This is a genomic window from Burkholderia perseverans (assembly GCF_022870505.1).
Lineage (GTDB): Bacteria > Pseudomonadota > Gammaproteobacteria > Burkholderiales > Burkholderiaceae > Burkholderia > Burkholderia plantarii.
Genome location: NZ_CP045094.1, coordinates 637,509 through 658,318 on the forward strand (window position 1 = coordinate 637,509; position 20,810 = coordinate 658,318).

Sequence of the window (20,810 nt, forward strand, 5' to 3'; positions counted from 1 at the left end):
AAGTATTACGTTACCAATTCGACGTATTACTTTGATGAGGCGGCGATGTCAACGATGACCGTGAAGGGCCAGGTGACGATCCCGAAGGCAGTGCGCGAGCGGCTCGGGCTGGAGCCGGGGATGGCTGTCGAATTCGTGATGGACGACGACGGTCGCGTGACCGTGCGCAAGGCGGGCGGCGCGGCGCCAGTGTCGCGTTTCGCGGCGCTGCGCGGCTCGCTCGATGCGCCGCTGTCCACCGACGAGATCCTCGCGCTCACGCGCGGCGACGATGCATGATCCTCGTCGATACCAACGTGCTGCTCGATCTCGTCACCGACGACCCGCGCTGGGCTGACTGGTCCCAGCATCAGCTCGAGGCGGCCTCGTTGCAGGGGACGCTCGCGATCAACGACGTCGTCTATGCGGAACTGGCGATCGGCTACGCGCGCATCGAATCGCTCGACGCGTTCGTCGCGCGCGCGGGCCTGCGCATCGATCCGATGCCGCGCGCGGCGCTGTTCCTGGCCGGCAAGGCGTTCGAGCGCTACCGGCGCACGCGCGGCACGAAAACGGGCGTGCTGCCCGATTTCTTCATCGGCGCGCATGCGAGCGTGCTGGGCGCGCGGCTGCTGACGCGCGACGTCGGGCGCTATCGGACCTGGTTTCCGAAGCTCGCGCTGATCGCGCCCGAAGGCTGACGGCGTGCGCCATGGCGGGCTTGGCGCATGGGAGTGCGTGACGGCTGCCGCACGAAGTCGTGCGCCGCTTGCGGTGGCCGTGGCCGCTTGTGCAGCGTGTCCGGCGCGGGCACCGCAACGCCGCGTCAGCCGACGAGCCGCCCGCGTCGCACGCGAAAGCCCTTCTTGACGAGCGCGGGCGCGAGGCCGCCGAGCGTTTCGAGCTTGGCGCCGCCGTGCGCGTGGCAGATCGCGGTGCCGAGCGCGTCGGCCGCGTCGGTGCCGGGCAGGCCCGACAGGCCGAGCAGCCGCACCACCATCTGCTGCATCTGTTCCTTGGTGGCGCGGCCGTAGCCGACGATCGCCTGTTTCAGCTGCGTCGGCGTGTACTCGGCCACCGGCAGGCTGCCCGAGACGAGCCCGCAGATCGCCGCGCCGCGGGCCTGGCCGAGCAGCAGCGTCGATTGCGGATTGACGTTGACGAACACCTTCTCGATCGCGGCCTGGTCGGGCGTGTGCTCGCGCACCAGCGTCGAAACGCCGTCGAAGATGGTGCCGAGCCGGACCGCGAGGTCGGCGGTCGGGGTGCGGATCACGCCGCTCGTGACATACGCGAGCTTGCTGCCGTGGACGTCGATCACGCCGAAGCCGGTGACGCGCAGGCCGGGGTCGATGCCGATGATTCGCATGGGCTGGCCGAAGGAAAGCGAGAGGAAAGAACGGGTTCCGGCGATGGTACAACGATCGCGGCGCGCGCGAGGCGTCGTGCCCGGCCTCGCGGTGGTTTTGTGATGACGCGAGGGATTGCGCGGCGCTGGCGCGAAGCTCGTCTGGCGTTACGCGATGCCGGCGCGTTCGATGTGCGAGGCGCACGAGATGGACGAGCGTCGGCGCGCGGCGATCGAGGGCGCATGGCAAGCACCGACGCCCACCGCCATCGTGCCGACCAACCGCGCAACACCATCCCGCCGCGCCAATGAAAAACCCGGCGGCGAAGGCGGAGCCCTCGCGGCCGGGCGTGTCGGCGTGAGCCGAACGAACCGTGGCTACCGGTCCGCCCGACCGGAACCGGTCAGTGACGGAAGTGGCGGATGCCCGTCAGCACCATCGCGATGCCGTGCTCGTCGGCCGCGGCGATCACTTCCTCGTCGCGCATCGAGCCGCCCGGATGGATCACGGCCGTCGCGCCCGCCGCCACCACCACGTCGAGGCCGTCGCGGAACGGGAAGAACGCGTCCGAGGCCACCGCCGAGCCGGCCAGCGTGAGGCCGGCGTTCTGCGCCTTGATGCCGGCGATGCGGGCCGAGTCGACGCGGCTCATCTGGCCGGCGCCGACGCCGAGCGTCATGCCGTTGCCGCAGAACACGATCGCGTTCGACTTCACGAACTTCGCGACGCGCCAGGCGAACAGCAGGTCGTCGAGTTCCTTCGGCGTCGGCTGGCGCTTGGTCACGACGCGCAGCTCGTCGGGCTGCACGTTGCGCGCATCGAGCGACTGCACCAGCAGGCCGCCGCCCACACGCTTCAGGTCGAACGCGTTGAAGCCGTCGCCGAGCGCGATCTCGAGCAGACGCACGTTCTGCTTGGCGGCGAACACCTGGCGCGCGGCCTCCGAGAACGCCGGCGCGATCAGCACCTCGACGAACTGCTTGGCCACCGCCTGCGCGCTCGCTTCGTCCACTTCGCGGTTGAACGCGATGATGCCGCCGAACGCCGAGGTCGGGTCGGTCTGGAACGCCTTCGCATAGGCTTCGGCCGGGTTCGCGCCCAGCGCCACGCCGCACGGGTTGGCGTGCTTGATGATCACGCAGGCCGGCGCGTCGAACGTCTTCACGCATTCCCACGCGGCGTCCGAATCGGCGATGTTGTTGTACGACAGTTCCTTGCCCTGCAGCTGGCGATAGTTCGCGAGCGAGCCGGCCGGCGCCGCGAGGTCGCGATAGAACGCGGCGCTCTGGTGCGGGTTCTCGCCGTAGCGCAGGTCCTGCACCTTGTCGAACGCGAGGTTCAGCGTGGCCGGGTAGGCGTTGCGCGTGGCGTGCTGCAGCTCGTCGGTCAGGCTCGTCAGGTAGTTCGTGATCGCGCCGTCGTACTGCGCGGTGTGCGCGAACACCTTGGTCGCGAGCCGGAAGTTGGTGGCGTAGCCGACCGCGTTGCCGTTGGCCTTCATCTCGTCGAGCACCACCGCGTAGTCGGCCGGATCGACGATCACCGTCACGTCGCGATGGTTCTTCGCGGCCGAGCGCAGCATGGTCGGGCCGCCGATGTCGATGTTCTCGATCGCGTCGGCCAGCGTGCAGTCGTCCTTCGCGATGGTCGCGACGAACGGGTACAGGTTCACCACCAGCAGGTCGATGGTGGGGATGCCGTGCGCGTCGAGCGCCTGCATGTGCTCGGGCAGGTCGCGCCGCGCCAGGATGCCGCCGTGGACCTTCGGGTGCAGCGTCTTCACGCGCCCGTCGAGCATTTCCGGAAAGCCGGTGTAGTCGGCCACTTCCGTGACCGGCAGGCCGGCCTCGGCGAGCAGTTTCGCGGTGCCGCCCGTCGACAGCAGCTTGACGCCTTGCTGCGACAACGCCGTCGCGAATTCGACGATGCCGGTTTTATCGGAAACGGAGAGGAGCGCTTGCTTGATCATGATGGGGAGCACCAATAGCCAGGAAAACGGGGAAGAAGAGGCCGCCTACAGCAGACCGTGCTGCTGCAGCTTCTTGCGCAGCGTATTGCGATTGATGCCCAGGTACTCGGCGGCCAGCGACTGGTTGCCGCCCGCCTGTTCGAGCACGACCTCGAGCATCGGCTTCTCGACACAGGACATCACCATGTCGTAGACGTCGTGCGGGTTGGAGCCGTCGAGATCCCGGAAATAACCGTCCAGGCTGTCGCGGACACATTGTTCGATGTTGTGCTTGCTCATGCTGCTATTGAATAGGGTCGGATATACCGTCTTCGTCGCCGACATAGACGAGATGGTCGGACAGCGCGCGTTGCGCGTCGAAATACTCGTTGACGGCGGCAAGCTGTTCGCGTGTGGTATCGAGCGTGTTCATCCGGTGACGGAACGCGTTGGCGCCGGAAAGGCCGCGAGTGTACCAGCCGATGTGCTTGCGTGCAGTACGTACGCCGGTAAATTCCCCGTAGAACGCGTAGTGATCCTCGAGGTGCTCGTTGAGCAGCTGCTGGATCTCGTCGACGCTCGGCGCCGGCAGCGTGGTGCCGGTTTGCAGGAAATGATCGATTTCGCGGAACAACCACGGACGGCCTTGCGCGGCGCGACCGATCATCAGCGCGTCGGCACCGGTGAAGTCGAGCACGGCCTTCGCCTTGGCGGGCGAGGTGATGTCGCCGTTGGCCACCACCGGGATCTTCACGGCCGCCTTCACGGCCGCGATCGTCTCGTATTCGGCGTCGCCGCGGTAGAGGTCGGCGCGCGTGCGGCCGTGGACGGTCAGCATCGCGATGCCGGCCTGCTCGGCCAGCCGCGCGATGGTCAGCGCGTTGCGGTGCTCGCGGTCCCAGCCGGTGCGGATCTTCAGCGTGACGGGCACCGCGTCGGGGCCGGTGCCCACCGCCGCCACCACCGCCGAGACGATCCGCACCACCAGCGGCTCGTTCTGCAGCAGCGCCGAGCCGGCCGCCACGTTGCAGACCTTCTTGGCCGGGCAGCCCATGTTGATGTCGATGATCTGCGCGCCGTTCGCCACGTTGTAGCGCGCGGCCTCGGCCATCATCGCCGGATCGGCACCGGCGATCTGCACCGCGATCGGCTCGACTTCGCCGGCGTGGTTGGCGCGGCGCATGGTCTTCTCGCTTTTCCACAGCTGCGCGTTCGAGGCGACCATCTCGGACACCGCATAACCCGCGCCGAGCCGCTTGCAGAGCTGGCGGAACGGACGGTCCGTGACGCCCGCCATGGGGGCGACGAACAGGTTGTTGCGCAGGATATGGGGGCCGATAACGGGCATCGCAATGGCAGCGCCCGCGTGGGCGCGGGCATCGGTCGGGACGTGGGAAACGCGCATTTTACCGTAAGCGCCGCACCGGCCGGGCATTGCGAATTGTCGAACAGCGTCAAATCGTCGTGAAACTTGCGTGACGATTCGATGACAGGCGGCTCGGCGGGGCACCGGAAATGCCGCGGACGCGGGGCTTTCCGATGGTCGAGACGGGCGGCGCGCGGCCGGGTTCGATGCCGTTTGTCGTTTTGTCGTTTTGTCGTTTTGTCGTTTGTCGTTTGTCGTGTCGTGCCGCCTGCCTGCCTGCCTGCCTGCCTGCCTGCCGGCCGCTTGCGCGCGTCGCGGACGCCGCCGCGCAAGCGCGAGGCGCCGCCTAGCCGTTCAGCCGCGCTGGCCGAACATCATCTGGCGCGCGATCGCCGTCTTCAGCGGCGGCACGAATTCGAGCGCGCTCAGCGCCGCGCCGCGCAGTGCCGCGAGCGGGCGCGAGTCGATCGTAAACAGGCGCGCGAGCGTATCGGTCGCGCCGATCGTGAGGCGCCGGTCGAGCGCGCGGCGCGCGTTGAAGGCGGCCAGCGCGAGCGGCGTCGCGCCGTGTTCGGAGAGCGTGTCGGCTAGCGTGTGCGCATCGCGCAGCCCGAGGTTCAGGCCCTGGCCCGCCACCGGGTGCAGGGTCTGCGCCGCGTTGCCGACCGTCGCGACGCGGCCCTCGACGAGCGTCGGCGCGGCTACCAGCCCGAGCGGGAACGAGGCGCGGCCGGCGATGCGCGTGAAGCGCCCCATGCGCTCGCCGAACGCGTCGCCGAGTTCGCGCAGGAACGCCTCGTCGGGCAGCGCCGCGCGGCGCGCGGCCTCGTCGGGCGCGCAGCACCAGACCAGCGCGTAGTCGGCCTGGCCCGCGCCGCCGAGCGGCAGCAGCGCGAGCGGGCCTTCGGGCGTGAAGCGTTCCCAGGCCGTGCGCGGGCGCGGCGCGGCGGCGCTGACGGTGCCGACGATCGCGGTCTGCCCGTAGTCACGGCGGCGGCGCCCGTCGGGCGCGTCGTCTTGCGCGCCGGCCTGGAACAGCCCGCCTTCCGCGTTGACGAGCGCGCGCACGCGCAGCTCGCGCGCGCCGTCCGGCGTGTCGAGCGTCACGCTCACGCCGTCGGCGTCCTGGCGCGGCGCGTGTGCCTGGGTCGAGGTCAGCCAGCGCACCGGCGTGCCGCGAACGGCGCGCGCGAGCACGTCGACCAGCGAGCCGTAGCGCGCGACGTAGCCGAGCGCGGCGACGCCATGTTCGTCGCGGTCGATCAGCGTGCGGCCGAAGTGGCCGCGCTGCGAGACGTGGATGTGTTCGATCGGCGTCGCGTCGGCGGGCCAGCCGAGCGTCTCGAGCAGCACGCGGCTGCCGTGCGAGACGGCGATCGCGCGCGGGTCGCCGGCGTTCGCCGACGGCTCGCGCGCATCGACCAGCACCACCGACAGCGCGCGCGTCGCGCTGCGGCGCGCGAGCCAGCCGGCCAGCGCGAGCCCGACCGGGCCGGCGCCGATGATCGCGAGGTCCGCGTCGAACGGCGCGGCGGCGGGCGGAAGCGGGGAGGAAGTCGTCATCGGGCGAAGGCGGTGGAGCGGGTTCGGGAGCAGGGGCGCGTGCCGGTCACGGCCGCGCGGGCGGCACGGCACCCGAGGCGACGCGCGCGTCGCGCATCAGCGCCTCGATCTCGTCGGCGTCCACCGGCACGTCGCGCGTGATCAGATCGCAGCCCGTGGCGGTGACGAACGCGTCGTCCTCGATGCGGATGCCGATGTCGTGGAACTCGGCCGGCACGTCGTCGGCCGCGCGCACATAGAGGCCCGGCTCGATCGTCAGCGCCATGCCCTCGCGCAGCGCGCGCCACGGCAGCGCGCCCTGTGCGTCGCGCGCGGCGGCGCGTTCGCGGTAGTCGCCGCAATCATGGACGTCCATGCCGAGCCAATGGCCGGTGCGGTGCATGTAGAAGCGCGCGTAGGCGCGCTCGGCGATCACGTCGTCGACGCTCGCGAAGCGCGACTTCGGCACGATGCCGGTGTCGAGCAGCCCTTGCGCAAGCACGCGCACGGCGGCCTCGTGCGGTGCCTCGAACGCCGCGCCGGGCCGCGTCGCGGCGGCAGCGGCCGCCTGCGCGGCGAGCACGATGTCGTAGAGCGCGCGCTGCGGGCCGGAGAAGCGGCCGTTGGCGGGGAACGTGCGCGTGATGTCGGACGCGTAGCCCTCCAGCTCGCAGGCCGCGTCGATCAGGATCAGGTCGCCGTCGCGGGCCACCGCGTTGCCGGCCGGATAGTGCAGCACGCAGGCGTTCGCGCCGGCCGCGACGATCGAGCCGTAGGCGGGGCCGGCCGCGCCGTGGCGGCGGAATTCGTAGAGCAGCTCGGCCTCGATCTCGTACTCGCGGATGCCGGGGTGCGTCGCCGCCATCGCGCGCCGGTGCGCGCTCGCGGAGATCACGGCGGCGCGGCGCATGATCGCCTGCTCGTGGGCGTCCTTCACGATGCGCATCTCGTCGAGCAGCGGCGTGAGATCGTGCGCGGCGGCCGGCGCGGCGATGCCGGCCCGGCTCTTCGCGCGCACCGTCTCGAGCCAGCCCGCGAGCCGGCGCTCGAACTCGGCCGACGCGCCGAAGCGGTAGTGGACCGCGCCGGCGTCGGCGAGCAGCTTCGGCAGCTCGGTGTCGAGCGCGTCGCTGGCGAACGCGGCGTCGAAGCCGAAGCTGTCGCGCGCGCCGTCCGGCCCGTAATGAAAGCCTTCCCAGATCTCGCGCTCGGGATGCTTCGCACGGCAGAACAGGATCGATTGCGGCGCGCCGTCGGCGGCGTTCGCGTCGAGCACGAGCAGCGCGTCGGGCTCGCAGAAGCCGGTCAGGTAATAGAAGTAGCTGTCGTGCCGATACGGGTAATCGGCGTCGCGGTTGCGCAGCGCCTGCGGCGCGGTGGGGACGATCGCGACGCCGCCGCCCGTCGCGCGCAGCGCGGCGAGTACGCGCGCACGGCGCTGGCGGTAGACGTCGGGGACGAGGGCGGTTTCGGTCGGCGCGTTCATGCGGCGATTGTAGCGCTGTGGCGCGCGGCGCGCGTTGGCCCGCGTTGGCCGGCTGCGTCGCGATGCGCGGGCCGGGCGCTGGTCCGGGCGGGGCCGCGAGCGCGGGGGAGGCGTCCGGAAGCGAGCCGAATCCTGATGTGCCGGCGCGGGTCCGGGCCATGTCCGGATCGCGTCGGGACCCGATCGCAATCGCATTGGAATCGCCCCGGGATCGCCCCGGGATCGTGCCGGAACGGCCGCCCGTCCGCGCTGTTGCAAACGATCCACAGGCCGCCCGGCGGACTTGCCAGCGCGCCGCGACGCCCGGTTATGATCGCCGACGACGTATACTCCCGGGCGGTGTTTTCAATTTAGGCAGGATGATGAAGCTAATCGGTTCACTCAGCAGCCCGTATGTGCGCAAGGCGCGCGTCGTGCTCGCCGAAAAGAAGATCGACTACAAGCTGGAGCTCGAGAACGTGTGGGGGGCGGATACCGCGATTCACGCCGCGAATCCGCTCGGCAAGGTGCCGTGCCTCGTGATGGAAGACGGCGCGGCGGTGTTCGATTCGCGCGTGATCTGCGAATACGTCGACACGCTGTCGCCGGTCGGCAAGCTGATTCCCGGCTCGGGCCGCGAGCGTCTCGAGGTGCGGTGCTGGGAGGCGCTCGGCGACGGCGTGCTCGACGCCGCGGAGGCGATTCGCGTCGAGCACGCGCAGCGCACCCCGGAGCAGCGCAGCGACGCCTGGATCGCGCGCCAGCAGCGCAAGATCGACGACGCGCTGGTGGCCATGTCGCAAGGCCTCGGCGGCAAGCCGTGGTGCGTCGGCACGCACTACACGCTGGCCGACATCGCGCTCGGCTGCGCGCTCGGCTACCTCGACTTCGGGATGCCCGGACTCGCCTGGCGCGAGCGTCACCCGAACCTCGACAAGCACTACGCGAAGCTGCTGCAGCGGCCGTCGTTCGCCGACACGCCGATGCAGGACGACTGAGCAGCCGGCCGTCCCCGCGCCGCCGTCGCCGATGAAAAACGCCCCGTCTCGACGGGGCGTTTTTTTCATGCGGAGCGGCGGCCGCGCCGCGCTCATTCGTAGGCGGCGTAGGCCGCGTCGCCGATCGAGAACGTGTCGCTGCGCGAAGCCGGCCACCAGGTGTCGTAGAGCGTGAGGCCGAGCTTCTCACCGGTCAGCAGCGCGCCCGGCTTCACGTACTTCAGCAGTTGCGACATCAGCCGGACTTCGTGCGGCGCCACGCGCTGCACGATGTGATGCGCGCGCAGGTCGGCCGGATGGGCGAGGCCGGCGGCCTGCACCAGCTCCTGCAGCGCGTGCAGCGTGTTGCGGTGGAAGTTGTAGACGCGCTCGGACTTGTCCGGCACCACCAGCGCGCGCTGGCGCACCTCGTCCTGGGTCGCGACGCCGGTCGGGCAGCGGCCGGTGTGGCAGGTCTGCGCCTGGATGCAGCCGACCGCGAACATGAAGCCGCGCGCCGAGTTCACCCAGTCCGCGCCGATCGCGAGCGTGCGCGCCACGTCGAACGCGGTGATGATCTTGCCGCTCGCGCCGAGCTTCACGCGCTCGCGCAGGCCGATCCCGACCAGCGTGTTATGCACCAGCAGCAGCCCTTCCTGCAGCGGCACGCCGACGTGGTCGGTGAATTCGAGCGGCGCCGCGCCGGTGCCGCCCTCGGCGCCGTCCACCACGATGAAGTCGGGCAGGATGCCGGTCTCGAGCATCGCCTTGGCGATGCCGAAGAACTCCCACGGATGGCCGATGCAGAGCTTGAAGCCGGTGGGCTTGCCGCCCGACAGCGTGCGCAGCCGCTCGACGAATTCGAGCAGGCCGCGCGGCGTCGAGAACTCCGAGTGCGAGGCGGGCGAGATGCAGTCCTTGCCCATCGGCACGCCGCGCGTCTCGGCGATCTCGGGCGTGATCTTGGCGGCCGGCAGCACGCCGCCGTGGCCCGGCTTGGCGCCCTGCGAGAGCTTCACCTCGATCATCTTCACCTGCGGATCAGCGGCCTGCCTGGCGAACTTGTCCGGGTTGAACGTGCCGTCGTCGTTACGGCATCCGAAGTAGCCCGAGGCGATCTCCCAGATGATGTCGCCGCCGTGCTCGCGGTGGTACTTCGAGAGCGACCCCTCGCCGGTATCGTGCGCGAAGCCGCCTTTCTTCGCGCCCAGGTTCAGCGAGCGGATCGCGTTGGCCGACAGCGAGCCGAAGCTCATCGCCGAGATGTTGAAGATCGAGATGTCGTAGGGCTGCGCGCGCGCCGCGCCGACGCGGATCCGGAAGTCGTGGTTGGCGAGCCGGGTGGGCGCGAGCGAGTGGCTGATCCATTCGTGCGCGACCGCCTTCACGTTCAGCTCGGTGCCGTAGGGCCGGTTGTCGGCCACGTTCTTCGCGCGCTGGTACACCACGCTGCGCTGCGCGCGCGAGAACGGCTTCTCGTCGGTGTCGTCCTCGACGAAGTACTGGCGGATTTCCGGGCGGATGAACTCGAACATGAAGCGGAAGTGGCCCCAGAGCGGGTAGTTCCGCAGGATCGCGTGATGATCCTGGGTCAAATCCCAGAGGCCGAGCGCGACGAACGCGGCCGGGATCAGCAGCCACGGCCAGGCGATCAGGTGGCCGTAGGCGAGGGCGGCGAGCAGCACGAGCACGAGCGTCGCGCACCACATCGCGAGATAACGTCTTGCAAACATGGGGTGTTTCCTTGTTCTTCGGTTGGCCGCCATGCCGCGGGGCGCGCCGGTGGGGGCGGCGCGGGCAACCTGCGGCGCGCGACGCCTGCCGCCGACGAGTCAGTGACAGTACACGGCGACAGATCGCAGCGACATATCGTCGCGCGCCGCAAGTCTAAACCGAGAATGTGTCAGCGCGCTTCGAAGCGCGCGCCGCGGAAGGCCCGTTGAAAGCTTCGGGAATCAGTTTGCAAGGCCGCTCGCGAGCGGTTCGGCGCTCGCGGCGCCCAGTGCCGACGCGAGCGCGGCGGCCGAGCCGGGCTGGCCGGTCGCGACGGTCTCGATGATGCCGCCGCCGAGGCAGATCTCACCGTCGTAGAGCACGGCCGACTGGCCCGGCGTGACGGCCCATTGCGGCGTGTCGAAGGCGAGCGAGAAGCGCGGTTCGCCCGCCTCGCCGGCCTTCGCGCGCGCGAACGAGCAGGCCGAGTCGGCCTGCCGGTAGCGCGTTTTGGCGCCGCAGGCGAAGCCGTCGGCGGGCGGCTCGCCCGCCACCCAGCTGACGTTGCCGGCCACCAGCTCGTGCGACAGCAGCCACGGGTGGTCGTGGCCCTGCGCGACGTAGAGCGTGTTCGAGGCGATGTCCTTGCCGGCCACGAACCACGGCTCGCCGCTGCCGTCCCTGCTGCCGCCGAGGCCGATGCCCTTGCGCTGGCCGAAGGTATAGAACGCGAGGCCGATGTGCTCGCCCACGCGCCGGCCGTCGGGCGTCTTCATCGGGCCCGGCCTGGTCGGCAGGTAGCGGTTCAGGAAGTCGCGGAACGGCCGCTCGCCGATGAAGCAGATGCCGGTCGAATCCTTCTTCTTCGCGTTGGGCAGGCCGATCCGTTCGGCGATCTCGCGCACCTGCGTCTTCGGCATCTCGCCGAGCGGGAACAGCGTCTTCGAGAGCTGCGCCTGGTTCAGCCGGTGCAGGAAATAGGACTGATCCTTGGTGTGGTCGAACGCCTTCAGCAGTTCGAAGCGTCCGTCGCGTTCGCGCACGCGCGCGTAGTGGCCGGTGGCGATGGTCTCGGCGCCGAGCGACATCGCGTGGTCGAGGAACGCCTTGAACTTGATCTCGGCGTTGCAGAGCACGTCGGGGTTCGGCGTGCGGCCGGCCGAGTATTCGCGCAGGAACTCGGCGAACACGCGGTCCTTGTATTCGGCGGCGAAGTTGACGGCCTCGACGTCGATGCCGATCAGGTCGGCCACCGACACCACGTCGATCCAGTCCTGGCGCGTCGAGCAGTACTCGCCGTCGTCGTCGTCTTCCCAGTTCTTCATGAACAGGCCGACCACGTCGTAACCCTGTTCCTTCAGCAGCCACGCGGTGACCGACGAATCGACACCGCCCGACATGCCGACCACGACACGTTGCTTCTTCATTTGCTGACAGCCTGATGTTCGGGCGTCGCGCGATACGGCGCGACGGAATGCGTATGAATGAACGCCAGCGGCACGCGGCGGCCGGCGAGGTAATCGTCGATGCACTGCATCACGGCCGGCGTGCGGTGCCGTTCCGGGACCGCACGCAGCTCGTCGGCCGTCATCCACAGCGTGCGGACGATGCCGTCGTCGAGCGCGCGCCCGGCCTGCGCCTCGCCCGCGCTGCCGCAGAACGTGAAGCGCAGGTAGGTCGCGCCGCCCTTGCCCGGCCGCTCGAAGTGCGTCTGGTAGACGCCCACCAGCGCCTCGGGCATGAACGGATGCGCGGTTTCCTCGAGCGTCTCGCGGATCACGGCTTCGACGAGCGTCTCGCCGGCCTCGAGATGCCCGGCCGGCTGGTTCAGACGCAGGCCGGCCGACGTGTGTTCCTCGATCAGGAGGAAACGCCCGTCGCGTTCGACGATCGCGGCCACCGTCACGTGCGGAGTCCAGAGTTCGGGTTTCATGACCGCGCATTTTACCGGCTGCGCGCGATCGGTGCCGAGGCGCGCGGGAGCGCGGCGTTGCCGTCCAGCAAGCATTTTCGGGCGCGTCCCCCATTTATTCGCCGCCGCCTTGACCGATCCGGAACGGTTTGTCCACCGGGAAAGGGCCGGATGTCGGCGCGCGCGATGCTTTCGGGTACATTGGCGCGTGGAACACGCCGTTGCTTTCGAGCCGGTTGCCGCTTTCCGGCTCGCCATCGCAATCGATATCAATAACAGAGCGCAAGCTGGAGGGATCACGATGCTGATCGGAGTGCCCGCCGAGACGCGGGCGAACGAGGCGCGCGTTGCCGCGACGCCCGAAACCATCAAGAAATACGTGGCGGTTGGCCATGCCGTCACGGTCGAACGCGGCGCCGGCGCCGCGGCCAGTTACCCCGACGAGGCCTATGCCGCAGCCGGCGCGACGCTCGGCGAGCGCGCCGCCGCGTTCGGCGCCGAGCTCGTGCTGAAGGTGCAGGCGCCGGACGCGGCCGAACTGGCGCTGTTCGCGCGCGGCGCGGTGCTGGTCGGCATGCTCGAGCCGTTCGACGCCGCGCAGGCCGCGCGGCTCGCGGCGGCCGGCCTGACCGGCTTCGCGCTCGAGGCGGCGCCGCGCACCACGCGCGCGCAGAGCCTCGACGTGCTGTCCTCGCAGGCCAACATCGCCGGCTACAGGGCGGTGCTGGTGGCCGCCTCGCTCTATCCGCGCTTCCTGCCGATGCTGATGACCGCCGCGGGCACCGTCAAGGCCGCCCGCGTGCTGGTGCTCGGCGCCGGCGTGGCGGGGCTGCAGGCGATCGCCACGGCCAAGCGGCTCGGCGCCGTGATCGAGGCGTCCGACGTGCGGCCGGCCGTGAAGGAGCAGATCGAATCGCTCGGCGCGAAGTTCGTCGACGTGCCGTTCGAGACCGACGAGGAGCGCGAGGCCGCGCAGGGTACCGGCGGCTACGCGCGGCCGATGCCGCCGTCGTGGCTCGCGCGCCAGGCCGCGCTCGTGCATGAGCGCGCGAAGCAGGCCGACATCGTGATCACCACCGCGCTGATCCCGGGGCGCGCCGCGCCCACGCTGATCAGCGCCGAGACGGTGGCGGCCATGAAGCCGGGCGCGGTGCTGGTCGATCTGGCCGCCGGGCGCGGCGCCGAGGTGGACGGCACCGGCCGGCGCGGCGGCAACTGTCCGCTCACGGTCGCCGACCAGGTGGTGGTGGCGCACGGCGTGACGATCGCCGGCCACACCAATCTCGCCGCCCAGGTGCCGGCCGACGCCTCGGCGCTCTACGCGCGCAATCTCGCCGACTTCCTGAAGCTGATCCTCGGCCCGGACGGCGCGCTGCGGATCGACCTGGCCGACGACATCGTCGCCGCGACGCTGCTCTGCCGCGACGGCGAAGTGCTGCGCAAATAACGGAGGAGACCATGGAAATCATCAATCACACCGTGATCAACGTGATCATCTTCGTGCTGGCCGTCTACGTCGGCTATCACGTGGTCTGGAACGTCACGCCGGCGCTGCACACGCCGCTGATGGCGGTCACCAACGCGATCTCGGCGATCGTGATCGTCGGCGCGATGCTGGCCGCGGCGCTGACCGTCGGCACGACCGGCAAGGTGTTCGGCACCATCGCGGTGGCGCTCGCGGCCGTCAACGTGTTCGGCGGCTTCCTCGTCACACGGCGCATGCTGGAAATGTTCCGCAGGAAGGAGCCGAAGCGCGGCGGCGCGGCGGGCAAGGAGGGCGCGCAATGAGCCTGAACCTCGTCACGCTGCTGTACCTGGTCGCCTCGGTCTGCTTCATCCAGGCGTTGAAGGGCCTGTCGAATCCGAAGAGCGCGCGGCGCGGCAACCTGTTCGGCATGGTCGGCATGGCGATCGCGATCCTCACCACGGTCGCGCTGATCGCGAAGCAGGCCGCCTGGCTCGGCGCGAACCTGCCGCTCGGGCTCGCGCTGGTGCTCGGCGCGCTGGTGGTGGGCGGCGCGGTGGGCGCCTACGTGGCCGCGCGCGTCGAGATGACCAAGATGCCCGAGCTGGTGGCCGCGATGCACTCGCTGATCGGCCTCGCGGCGGTCTGCATCGCCTACGCGGTGGTGGCCGAGCCGGCGGCGTTCGGGCTGGTGCCGCAGGACGCCGCCGCCGCGAACTTCATCCCCTACGGCAACCGCATCGAGCTGTTCATCGGCACCTTCGTCGGCGCGATCACGTTCTCGGGCTCGGTGATCGCGTTCGGCAAGCTGTCGGGGAAGTACAGGTTCCGGCTGTTCCAGGGCGCGCCGGTGGTCTATCCGGGCCAGCACCTGATCAACCTGATGCTCGCGCTCGGCATGCTCGGCTTCGGCGTGCTGTTCTTCCTGACCCAGGCGTGGCTGCCGTTCATCGTCATGACGGCGATCGCGTTCGCGCTCGGCGTGCTGATCATCATCCCGATCGGCGGCGCGGACATGCCGGTGGTGGTGTCGATGCTCAATTCGTACTCGGGATGGGCCGCGGCCGGGATCGGCTTCTCGCTGAACAACCCGATGCTGATCATCGCCGGCTCGCTGGTCGGTTCGTCGGGCGCGATCCTGTCGTACATCATGTGCCATGCGATGAACCGCTCGTTCTTCAACGTGATCCTGGGCGGCTTCGGCGGCGAGGCGGCCGCGGCCGGCGCGGGCGCGGCGAAGGAGCAGCGGCCGGTGAAGTCGGGCTCGGCCGACGACGCCGCGTTCATGCTCGGCAACGCCGAGACGGTGGTGATCGTGCCCGGCTACGGGCTCGCCGTGGCGCGCGCGCAGCATGCGCTGAAGGAGCTGACCGACAAGCTGGTCGCGAAGGGAATCGACGTGCGCTATGCGATCCATCCGGTGGCCGGGCGCATGCCGGGGCACATGAACGTGCTGCTCGCCGAGGCCGAGGTGCCGTATGACCTCGTCTACGAGATGGACGACATCAACAACGAGTTCGGGCAGACCGACGTGGTGCTGGTGCTCGGCGCGAACGACGTGGTGAATCCGGCCGCGAAGAACGATCCGGCCTCGCCGATCGCCGGCATGCCGATCCTGGAGGCGTACAAGGCGCGCACCGTGATCGTCAACAAGCGCTCGATGGCCTCGGGCTACGCCGGGCTCGACAACGAGCTGTTCTACATGGACAAGACCATGATGGTGTTCGGCGATGCGAAGAAGGTGGTCGAGGACATGGTGAAGGCGGTCGAGTAGCGCCGTTCGCTTCGTTCGTTTTTTCCGCTTCGTTGGCGGCGCGCGCGGGGGCTGGCCGCCCCGCGCGCCGCCTCAGCACCTGCCGCGCTCCACGGTGCGCAGGAAATCGGCGAGCCGCCGCCCTGCGACGTCGGGGTAGACCTCGCAGGCCACGATCTCGCGCATCCGCGCGATGTCGAAATTGCGGAACGCGCCGCGCAGTTCGCACCAGGCGGCCACCGTCCATTGACCACCCCAGTACACCATGCCGAGCGGCCAGATGCGCCGCTCGCTCGGCGCATCCTGCTTGTCGCGATAGGCAAAGCGCACGACGCGCCGGCCGTCGATGGCCAGATGCAGCGCGTCGACGGCCTCGTGGAACGCCGCGTCCACGTGCATCGACGGCGCGAAGAGGGGCAGCCGGTCGAGCGCGACGCGCTTGTCGGCCGGCATCGCCGAGGCGATCTTGGCGAGCGCCGAGCGCGCCCCGCCCGCCAGCGTCGCGCCGCCCCACGATTCGATCATGCGCGCGCCGGCCGCCAGCGCCGCCAGTTCCTCGCTGGTGAACGTCAGCGGCGGCAGGTGCGCGGCGCGGTTCAGCCGATAGCCGATCCCCGCCTCGCCCTCGATCGGCACGCCCGACAGCTGCAGGTCGCGCACGTCGCGATAGACCGTGCGCGGCGACACCGACAGCCATTCCGCCAACTGCTGCGCGGTGGTCAGGCGGCGCCCGCGCAGCAGCTCGGCGATCTGGAACAGGCGGTCGGCGCGGCGGGGCATCGGGCGGTCGGGGCGGGAGACGGTGTCGCGATGATACGCCGTGGCGTCGCGGGCGGGCCGGCGCTCAGCGGCCCGGTGCGTGCAGGCCGACGCGGTTGCCTTCGGTATCGTGGACGAAGCCGATGTAGCCGATCTCGCGCGGCAGCTCGATGACGGGGCCGTCCACCGCGCCGCCCGCGCGCCGCGCGCGGTCGAGCGCGGCCGTCACCGAGGCGCCCGCGCTCAGGTAGATCAGCGCGCCGGCCGCGGCCGGCTTGCTGCCGTGCGGGTCCTGCACGAGGCCGCCGTCGCTGCTGCCGGCGCCATCGGCGGCGCTGAAGATCGCCATCGGCACGCCGCCCGAGATCTCGCGGCGCAGCGTCGTGTCGAGCATCGATTCGTAGAAGCGCGTGGCGCGGTCGAGATCGAGGACGGGAATGCTGAACCAGGCGAGCGTGCGCGCAGCGGCGGTGGCGGTGGTCGGGGTGGTGGTCGAGGTCGAGGTCATCTGAGTCTCCTTGGCGGGTGGAATCGCATCGATCGGATGCGGCAGACGCAGTGTGGCGGGGGGCTGCTGACACCGTTCTGTCAGCAGCCGGCGGCGACCGCGATGACGGGCTCGATTCGGGGAGCGCAGGCGGGAGCGTGACGGCAAGGCCGTACTCGCCGGCGTTGCACCGATCCAATCAAAAAGGAAACGAAAAGGGCCGGAAAATTCCGGCCCTCGGGGCTGATTCGATGCCGCGCGAAGCGGCTCGCGGGTGCTGCTTATGCGTCGTTGGAGCCTGCCGCGCCGCTTTCACCGTCCGCCGGGCGCTGGCGCACGCTGCCCGCCACCACGTCGAAGCGGAACAGCCGGCATTCGAGCGCGCCGTTGAAGAGCGGCGTCTTCGCCGATTCGCGCAGGCGCAGCTGGCCCGGCAGCGAGCGGTCCGAGGTCAGCAGGAACGCCTGCCAGCCCGCGAAGCGCTGCTTCAGCGCGTTGCCGAGCGCGATGAAGAACTCGCTGTCGGGCGCGTCGGTGTGGGTGCGGCGGAACGCGTCGTCGTTGCCGCGATTGCGGCCGGTCTCGCGCGCGTCGCCGCGCGGGCCGCGCCCACGCACCTCGATGCGCTCGCCATACGGCGGGTTCGCCACGATCAGCCCCGGCGCGTCGGTGGGCGGCGTCATGAAGCGCGCGTCGACCTGCTTCAGCGAGAGGCCCGGCACGCCCGCGCGTTCGAGGTTCGCGCGCGCCTTGTCGAGCATGTCGCCGGAGATGTCGCTGCCGTACACCGGCAGCGCGTCGCGCCTGCCGCGCGCGGCGCGCTTGGCGTCCATCGCGGCCACCTTCAGCGTCTGCCACGCGGTGATGTCGTATTGCTTGAGCTTCTCGAAGCCGAACCGGCGCTCCACGCCCGGCGCCACGTCGAGCGCGATCTGCGCGGCCTCGGCGAGGAACGTGCCGCTGCCGCACATCGGATCGTAGAGCGGCACGGCCGGGGTCCAGCCCGCCACGCGCAGGATGCCGGCCGCGAGGTTCTCGCGCAGCGGCGCCGCGCCCTTGTCGAGCCGCCAGCCGCGCTTGAACAGCGGCTCGCCGGAGGTGTCGAGGTAGAGCGTGCAATGCGCTGCGGCCAGGAACGCGAACACGCGCACGTCGGGCAGTGCGGTGTCGATGCTCGGGCGCGCGCCGGTCTTCTCGCGCAGCCGGTCGCAGATCGCGTCCTTCACGCGCAGCGTCGCGAACTCGAGGCTCTTGAGCGGCGACTTGATCGCGGTGATGTCCACGCGCAGCGTCTGGGTGGCGGCGAACCAGCGTTCCCACTGCTGTTCGAGCGCGAGCGCGTAGACGTCCTGCTCGCTGCGGTACGGGCGATCGGCGATCTTCAGCAGCACGCGGCTCGCGATGCGCGAATGCAGGTTGGCGGCCATGCCGGCCATCCAGCCGCCACGGAAATGGACGCCACCGGGCACCTGGGCGCCGGCCTCGAACGGCGCGCCGGCGGTGCGCCGCGCGCCGATCTCGGCCAGTTCGGCCGCAAGCGCGGCTTCGAGGCCACGCGGGCAGGGGGCGAAGAAATCGAATAGGGAGGAGGACATGGGGCGGGGCGGCGAGGCGTGCAAAAGCCGTCATTGTACGCGGGCGGCGACGCCGGACCGAGGCGCCGTGGCGTGGGCGCTGCTGCGCGGGTCGGGAGCGCGGCGGGAGGCCGGATGGGGATGGCTCCGCGGGCGGGCTGAATGGGGCGGTCGGACGATTCGGGCATCGGGGCGGCCGGCACCGGGAGCCGTCGCCGACCGGCGCTTCGTGCCTTGCCATGGCAGCGACGCGTGATGCCGGACGGGATCGCGCGCCGGGCTGGATGACGCACCGTCCGCCATGCACCGTGCATCATGCAGCGCTTGGTGCCCAACGCCGAACGCCCGACATCTGGCGCTACCGCCGCATCCAGACCACCGCCGGCTCAATGCGGACGCGTCTCGTGCCCGCCGCGCCCGGCAAGCGGCCAGACCAGGCTCAGCGGGTTCGCGCGCACGGCGCGCCCGATCGCGGCCAGCAGCGCGCGCACCCGGGTCGGCCGCAGGCTGCGCGAGCGCACCGCCATCGTGAACGCGAGCGCGAAACTGACGGCGACGTTGAGCACCGCCATCGACAGCACGCCGGCCACCGCCCACCACAGCTCGGCCGATTCGAGCGCGCCCTTGCCGAGCACGCCGAGGGCCACGCCGATCGAGCCGGCCGACAGCGTCACGTGGCGCACCTCGAAGCCGAACGCGAAGGCGCTGACGATCGCCGGCACCAGCCCGAGCATCATGCCGAGCCCGACGTTGCCGACCACCCCGGCCACGTTGCTGCGGCAGAAGCGGGCCAGCCGCGCCGCGCCCGCCACGCCGAGCGTGAGCCGCAGCCGGCGGTGCCAGGCGATCGCGTCGCCGACGCGGTGCAGCACGAACCAGTTGTCGGCCCAGCCCGCGATCAGGCTCGATGCCCACAGCAGCACGCCGGTCAGCGCCGCGTAGACGGGCGTCGGCCCGAGCAGCGAGAACGAGTGCAGCGTGGCATGCGCCTTGGCGGGCGAGATCACGTCGGCGTGCAGCAGCGCGTGGGCGCCGAGCTGCACGGCCAGGCACACCGGCAGCACCACCAGCACGTTGCCGGTGACCGCGGCGGCCTGGGTGCGGATCAGCGCGATCACCGAGGCCACGAACTCGCGCACGCCTTCCTCGCTGCCGGTGCCGTCGAGTTCGCGCGCGAGCGTCGGCGCGGTCATGGCCGGCTGCTTGGTGGCGAGCGTGAAGTGCAGGAAGTGCATCAGCGTGAAGCTGGCCGCGTAGTTGAGGCCGGCCAGGAAGCCCTCGACCATCGCCTGCAGGTGGACACCGGTGATCCAGAACTTCACGCAGACGGTGGCCACCGTGACGAGCCCGCCGCCGGCGGCCATCCGCATCATCTTCAGGTAGTCGGCGCGGCCACGCGTGATGTAGTGCTCGCCGGTGTCGGCGTTGGTCTCGACCAGCTTGCGCGCGAACAGCGAGGTGTTGCTGCGCACCAGGTGCGCGACGCTCTGGCTGCTCAGGTTCGCGTCGATCAGCTCGGCGGTCAGGCGCGCGAGGCCGCGGCGGTCGTCGCGCGCCATCCAGGCATTGAGCAGCGATTCGGCGCGCTGGATCCGCATGCGCATGCGCTCGACCTGGAACACGATGTCGACCGACACGCCGTTGCGATAGAGATGCGCGGAGACGTCGTCGGCCGATTCGCGGCATTCGTCGAGCAGCATGCGCAGGTAGTTGACCTCGTGCAGCAGCCGGCCCGGCTCGCCGCCGTCGTCGACGGCCGCCTGCGCGGCCTCCACCGCCAGCATCGCGCGCATCAGGCGGTAGAACGGCTGGGCGTCGATCGGGCGGTGCGCGTCGTCGTCGGAGAGCCGGCTGCGCACCGTCTGCGACAGGCCGGTCGAGCTGATCTGGCAACTCAGGTTGTGCAGCGCGGCCAGCAGGTCGCGCGAGAACGAGCCGGGCTGGTGGCGCTCGGCCTCGCTGACGTCGTGGCCGAACAGCGCCTGCAGGCGCGCCAGCAGGTCGTCGGGCAGCGCCTCGATCCAGGCGCCGTCGCCGGGCGTCGGGAACATCAGCGTGAACAGCGCGGCCAGCTCGCGGCGGTTCGGCGCCGGCGGGATCAGCGACGCGTCGATGCGCTCGAACAGCGCGCCGAAGAATCCCGAGTGGACCGGCATGCCGGCGTCGCAGAGCAGCGAGATGGCGTCGGTCTCGCGCAGCAGCGCGCGCAGGATGCGCGCGACCTGAGTCTTCCAGGCGGGATTGCGGTCGAGCACGTGCAGCACGTAGCGCAGCCGCGCGTGCGCGGTGGCCGCGGGCGAACGCGGCGCGGCGGCGTCGCCGTCGGCCGTGCCCGGCTGCACCGCGCCGTCGCGGCGCAGCCAGTGCGCGAGTTCGATCAGCCATTCGCTGCGCTCGGCGTAGGGCGCGTCGGCGTCGGCGCTCGCGAGCAGCGCGTCGAGCTGGTGGCTGGCGCTGCGCGAGGCGCGCCATTTCTTCAGGAGGATCGAAAGGGATCGGAACATGGGCGGTCGAGGGTGGG

Annotated in this window: 19 protein-coding genes; 6 read left to right on the forward strand and 13 right to left on the reverse strand. The window is 70.6% G+C overall.

Going from position 1 to position 20,810, the window contains the following annotated elements; genetic code table 11:
- The first annotated feature begins 45 nt into the window (after positions 1-45).
- Together BpN12_RS17470 and BpN12_RS17475 are read left to right on the forward strand one after the other, a co-directional pair.
- Positions 46-279, forward strand: coding sequence for an AbrB/MazE/SpoVT family DNA-binding domain-containing protein (locus BpN12_RS17470; protein ID WP_246796747.1), 234 nt, complete (start codon positions 46-48; stop codon positions 277-279).
- Positions 276-680 (forward strand): type II toxin-antitoxin system VapC family toxin, encoded by a 405-nt coding sequence (locus tag BpN12_RS17475; protein ID WP_246796748.1) that lies wholly within the window; start codon positions 276-278, stop codon positions 678-680. Before BpN12_RS17470 ends, BpN12_RS17475 begins: the two co-directional genes overlap by 4 nt.
- Before the next feature lie 125 nt (positions 681-805).
- On the opposite strand, the gene ruvC is transcribed toward BpN12_RS17475, so the two are convergent.
- The 6 genes from ruvC to BpN12_RS17505 all read right to left on the reverse strand — a co-directional run bounded on the left by ruvC (position 806) and on the right by BpN12_RS17505 (position 7,670).
- Positions 806-1,348, reverse strand: a complete 543-nt coding sequence (gene ruvC, locus BpN12_RS17480; RefSeq protein ID WP_246796749.1) for a crossover junction endodeoxyribonuclease RuvC — start codon at positions 1,346-1,348, stop codon at positions 806-808.
- Positions 1,349-1,731: 383 nt separating this feature from the next.
- Positions 1,732-3,297, reverse strand: coding sequence for a bifunctional phosphoribosylaminoimidazolecarboxamide formyltransferase/IMP cyclohydrolase (purH, locus tag BpN12_RS17485; protein ID WP_246796750.1), 1,566 nt, complete (start codon positions 3,295-3,297; stop codon positions 1,732-1,734).
- Between the two features lie 45 nt (positions 3,298-3,342).
- On the reverse strand, positions 3,343-3,576 hold the full coding sequence (locus BpN12_RS17490) for a Fis family transcriptional regulator (protein WP_042623876.1): 234 nt from the start codon (positions 3,574-3,576) through the stop codon (positions 3,343-3,345).
- Positions 3,577-3,580: 4 nt separating this feature from the next.
- Entirely contained in the window at positions 3,581-4,624 is a 1,044-nt protein-coding gene (dusB, locus tag BpN12_RS17495; protein WP_042626400.1) for a tRNA dihydrouridine synthase DusB, read from the reverse strand.
- 372 nt (positions 4,625-4,996) lie between these two features.
- On the reverse strand, positions 4,997-6,205 hold the full coding sequence (locus BpN12_RS17500) for a UbiH/UbiF/VisC/COQ6 family ubiquinone biosynthesis hydroxylase (RefSeq protein WP_246796751.1): 1,209 nt from the start codon (positions 6,203-6,205) through the stop codon (positions 4,997-4,999).
- A 46-nt stretch (positions 6,206-6,251) separates the two neighbouring features.
- A complete protein-coding gene (locus BpN12_RS17505; RefSeq protein ID WP_246796752.1) occupies positions 6,252-7,670 on the reverse strand; it encodes an aminopeptidase P N-terminal domain-containing protein in 1,419 nt (472 codons plus the stop codon).
- 359 nt (positions 7,671-8,029) lie between these two features.
- On the opposite strand from BpN12_RS17505, the gene BpN12_RS17510 reads away from it, so the two are divergent.
- A complete protein-coding gene (locus BpN12_RS17510) occupies positions 8,030-8,647 on the forward strand; it encodes a glutathione S-transferase family protein (RefSeq protein WP_246796753.1) in 618 nt (205 codons plus the stop codon).
- Positions 8,648-8,739: 92 nt separating this feature from the next.
- Here BpN12_RS17510 and BpN12_RS17515 read toward each other — a convergent pair whose 3' ends face one another.
- The 3 genes from BpN12_RS17515 to BpN12_RS17525 form a co-directional block, all read right to left on the reverse strand.
- Complete coding sequence (locus BpN12_RS17515) at positions 8,740-10,359, reverse strand: FMN-binding glutamate synthase family protein (RefSeq protein WP_246796755.1); 1,620 nt, start codon at positions 10,357-10,359, stop codon at positions 8,740-8,742.
- A gap of 222 nt (positions 10,360-10,581) precedes the next feature.
- Entirely contained in the window at positions 10,582-11,766 is a 1,185-nt protein-coding gene (gene mnmA, locus BpN12_RS17520; RefSeq protein ID WP_246796757.1) for a tRNA 2-thiouridine(34) synthase MnmA, read from the reverse strand.
- Positions 11,763-12,272, reverse strand: coding sequence for an NUDIX hydrolase (locus BpN12_RS17525; protein WP_246796758.1), 510 nt, complete (start codon positions 12,270-12,272; stop codon positions 11,763-11,765). Before BpN12_RS17525 ends, mnmA begins: the two co-directional genes overlap by 4 nt.
- A 280-nt stretch (positions 12,273-12,552) precedes the next feature.
- On the opposite strand from BpN12_RS17525, the gene BpN12_RS17530 reads away from it, so the two are divergent.
- From BpN12_RS17530 to BpN12_RS17540, 3 genes are read left to right on the forward strand one after another with little or no spacing between them, the layout of a single operon-like run.
- On the forward strand, positions 12,553-13,698 hold the full coding sequence (locus BpN12_RS17530) for a Re/Si-specific NAD(P)(+) transhydrogenase subunit alpha (RefSeq protein ID WP_246796760.1): 1,146 nt from the start codon (positions 12,553-12,555) through the stop codon (positions 13,696-13,698).
- 11 nt (positions 13,699-13,709) lie between these two features.
- Positions 13,710-14,039, forward strand: a complete 330-nt coding sequence (locus tag BpN12_RS17535) for an NAD(P) transhydrogenase subunit alpha part 2 (RefSeq protein WP_246796761.1) — start codon at positions 13,710-13,712, stop codon at positions 14,037-14,039.
- Positions 14,036-15,490, forward strand: coding sequence for an NAD(P)(+) transhydrogenase (Re/Si-specific) subunit beta (locus BpN12_RS17540; protein ID WP_246796763.1), 1,455 nt, complete (start codon positions 14,036-14,038; stop codon positions 15,488-15,490). The genes BpN12_RS17535 and BpN12_RS17540 overlap by 4 nt, the downstream gene beginning before the upstream one ends.
- A gap of 72 nt (positions 15,491-15,562) precedes the next feature.
- Here the strand turns inward: BpN12_RS17540 and BpN12_RS17545 are convergent, their stop codons facing one another.
- The 4 genes from BpN12_RS17545 to BpN12_RS17560 form a co-directional block, all read right to left on the reverse strand.
- A complete protein-coding gene (locus BpN12_RS17545) occupies positions 15,563-16,249 on the reverse strand; it encodes a helix-turn-helix transcriptional regulator (protein ID WP_246796764.1) in 687 nt (228 codons plus the stop codon).
- 64 nt (positions 16,250-16,313) lie between these two features.
- Positions 16,314-16,736 (reverse strand): VOC family protein, encoded by a 423-nt coding sequence (locus BpN12_RS17550; RefSeq protein ID WP_246796765.1) that lies wholly within the window; start codon positions 16,734-16,736, stop codon positions 16,314-16,316.
- 260 nt (positions 16,737-16,996) lie between these two features.
- A complete protein-coding gene (locus tag BpN12_RS17555) occupies positions 16,997-18,310 on the reverse strand; it encodes a THUMP domain-containing class I SAM-dependent RNA methyltransferase (RefSeq protein WP_246796766.1) in 1,314 nt (437 codons plus the stop codon).
- 365 nt (positions 18,311-18,675) lie between these two features.
- Positions 18,676-20,793: a site-specific recombinase gene (locus tag BpN12_RS17560; protein ID WP_246796767.1), complete on the reverse strand. Its 2,118-nt coding sequence runs from the start codon at positions 20,791-20,793 to the stop codon at positions 18,676-18,678.
- Between the last annotated feature and the right edge of the window lie 17 nt (positions 20,794-20,810).

Excerpts from the sequence above, each read along its gene's own strand:
- BpN12_RS17470 (WP_246796747.1), top strand. The coding sequence starts at position 46 with ATGTCAACGATGACCGTGAAGGGCCAGGTGACGATCCCGAAGGCAGTG.
- BpN12_RS17475 (WP_246796748.1), top strand. The coding sequence starts at position 276 with ATGATCCTCGTCGATACCAACGTGCTGCTCGATCTCGTCACCGACGAC.
- ruvC (WP_246796749.1), bottom strand. The coding sequence starts at position 1,348 with ATGCGAATCATCGGCATCGACCCCGGCCTGCGCGTCACCGGCTTCGGC.
- purH (WP_246796750.1), bottom strand. The coding sequence starts at position 3,297 with ATGATCAAGCAAGCGCTCCTCTCCGTTTCCGATAAAACCGGCATCGTC.
- BpN12_RS17490 (WP_042623876.1), bottom strand. The coding sequence starts at position 3,576 with ATGAGCAAGCACAACATCGAACAATGTGTCCGCGACAGCCTGGACGGT.
- dusB (WP_042626400.1), bottom strand. The coding sequence starts at position 4,624 with ATGCCCGTTATCGGCCCCCATATCCTGCGCAACAACCTGTTCGTCGCC.
- BpN12_RS17500 (WP_246796751.1), bottom strand. The coding sequence starts at position 6,205 with ATGACGACTTCCTCCCCGCTTCCGCCCGCCGCCGCGCCGTTCGACGCG.
- BpN12_RS17505 (WP_246796752.1), bottom strand. The coding sequence starts at position 7,670 with ATGAACGCGCCGACCGAAACCGCCCTCGTCCCCGACGTCTACCGCCAG.
- BpN12_RS17510 (WP_246796753.1), top strand. The coding sequence starts at position 8,030 with ATGATGAAGCTAATCGGTTCACTCAGCAGCCCGTATGTGCGCAAGGCG.
- BpN12_RS17515 (WP_246796755.1), bottom strand. The coding sequence starts at position 10,359 with ATGTTTGCAAGACGTTATCTCGCGATGTGGTGCGCGACGCTCGTGCTC.
- mnmA (WP_246796757.1), bottom strand. The coding sequence starts at position 11,766 with ATGAAGAAGCAACGTGTCGTGGTCGGCATGTCGGGCGGTGTCGATTCG.
- BpN12_RS17525 (WP_246796758.1), bottom strand. The coding sequence starts at position 12,272 with ATGAAACCCGAACTCTGGACTCCGCACGTGACGGTGGCCGCGATCGTC.
- BpN12_RS17530 (WP_246796760.1), top strand. The coding sequence starts at position 12,553 with ATGCTGATCGGAGTGCCCGCCGAGACGCGGGCGAACGAGGCGCGCGTT.
- BpN12_RS17535 (WP_246796761.1), top strand. The coding sequence starts at position 13,710 with ATGGAAATCATCAATCACACCGTGATCAACGTGATCATCTTCGTGCTG.
- BpN12_RS17540 (WP_246796763.1), top strand. The coding sequence starts at position 14,036 with ATGAGCCTGAACCTCGTCACGCTGCTGTACCTGGTCGCCTCGGTCTGC.
- BpN12_RS17545 (WP_246796764.1), bottom strand. The coding sequence starts at position 16,249 with ATGCCCCGCCGCGCCGACCGCCTGTTCCAGATCGCCGAGCTGCTGCGC.
- BpN12_RS17550 (WP_246796765.1), bottom strand. The coding sequence starts at position 16,736 with ATGACCTCGACCTCGACCACCACCCCGACCACCGCCACCGCCGCTGCG.
- BpN12_RS17555 (WP_246796766.1), bottom strand. The coding sequence starts at position 18,310 with ATGTCCTCCTCCCTATTCGATTTCTTCGCCCCCTGCCCGCGTGGCCTC.
- BpN12_RS17560 (WP_246796767.1), bottom strand. The coding sequence starts at position 20,793 with ATGTTCCGATCCCTTTCGATCCTCCTGAAGAAATGGCGCGCCTCGCGC.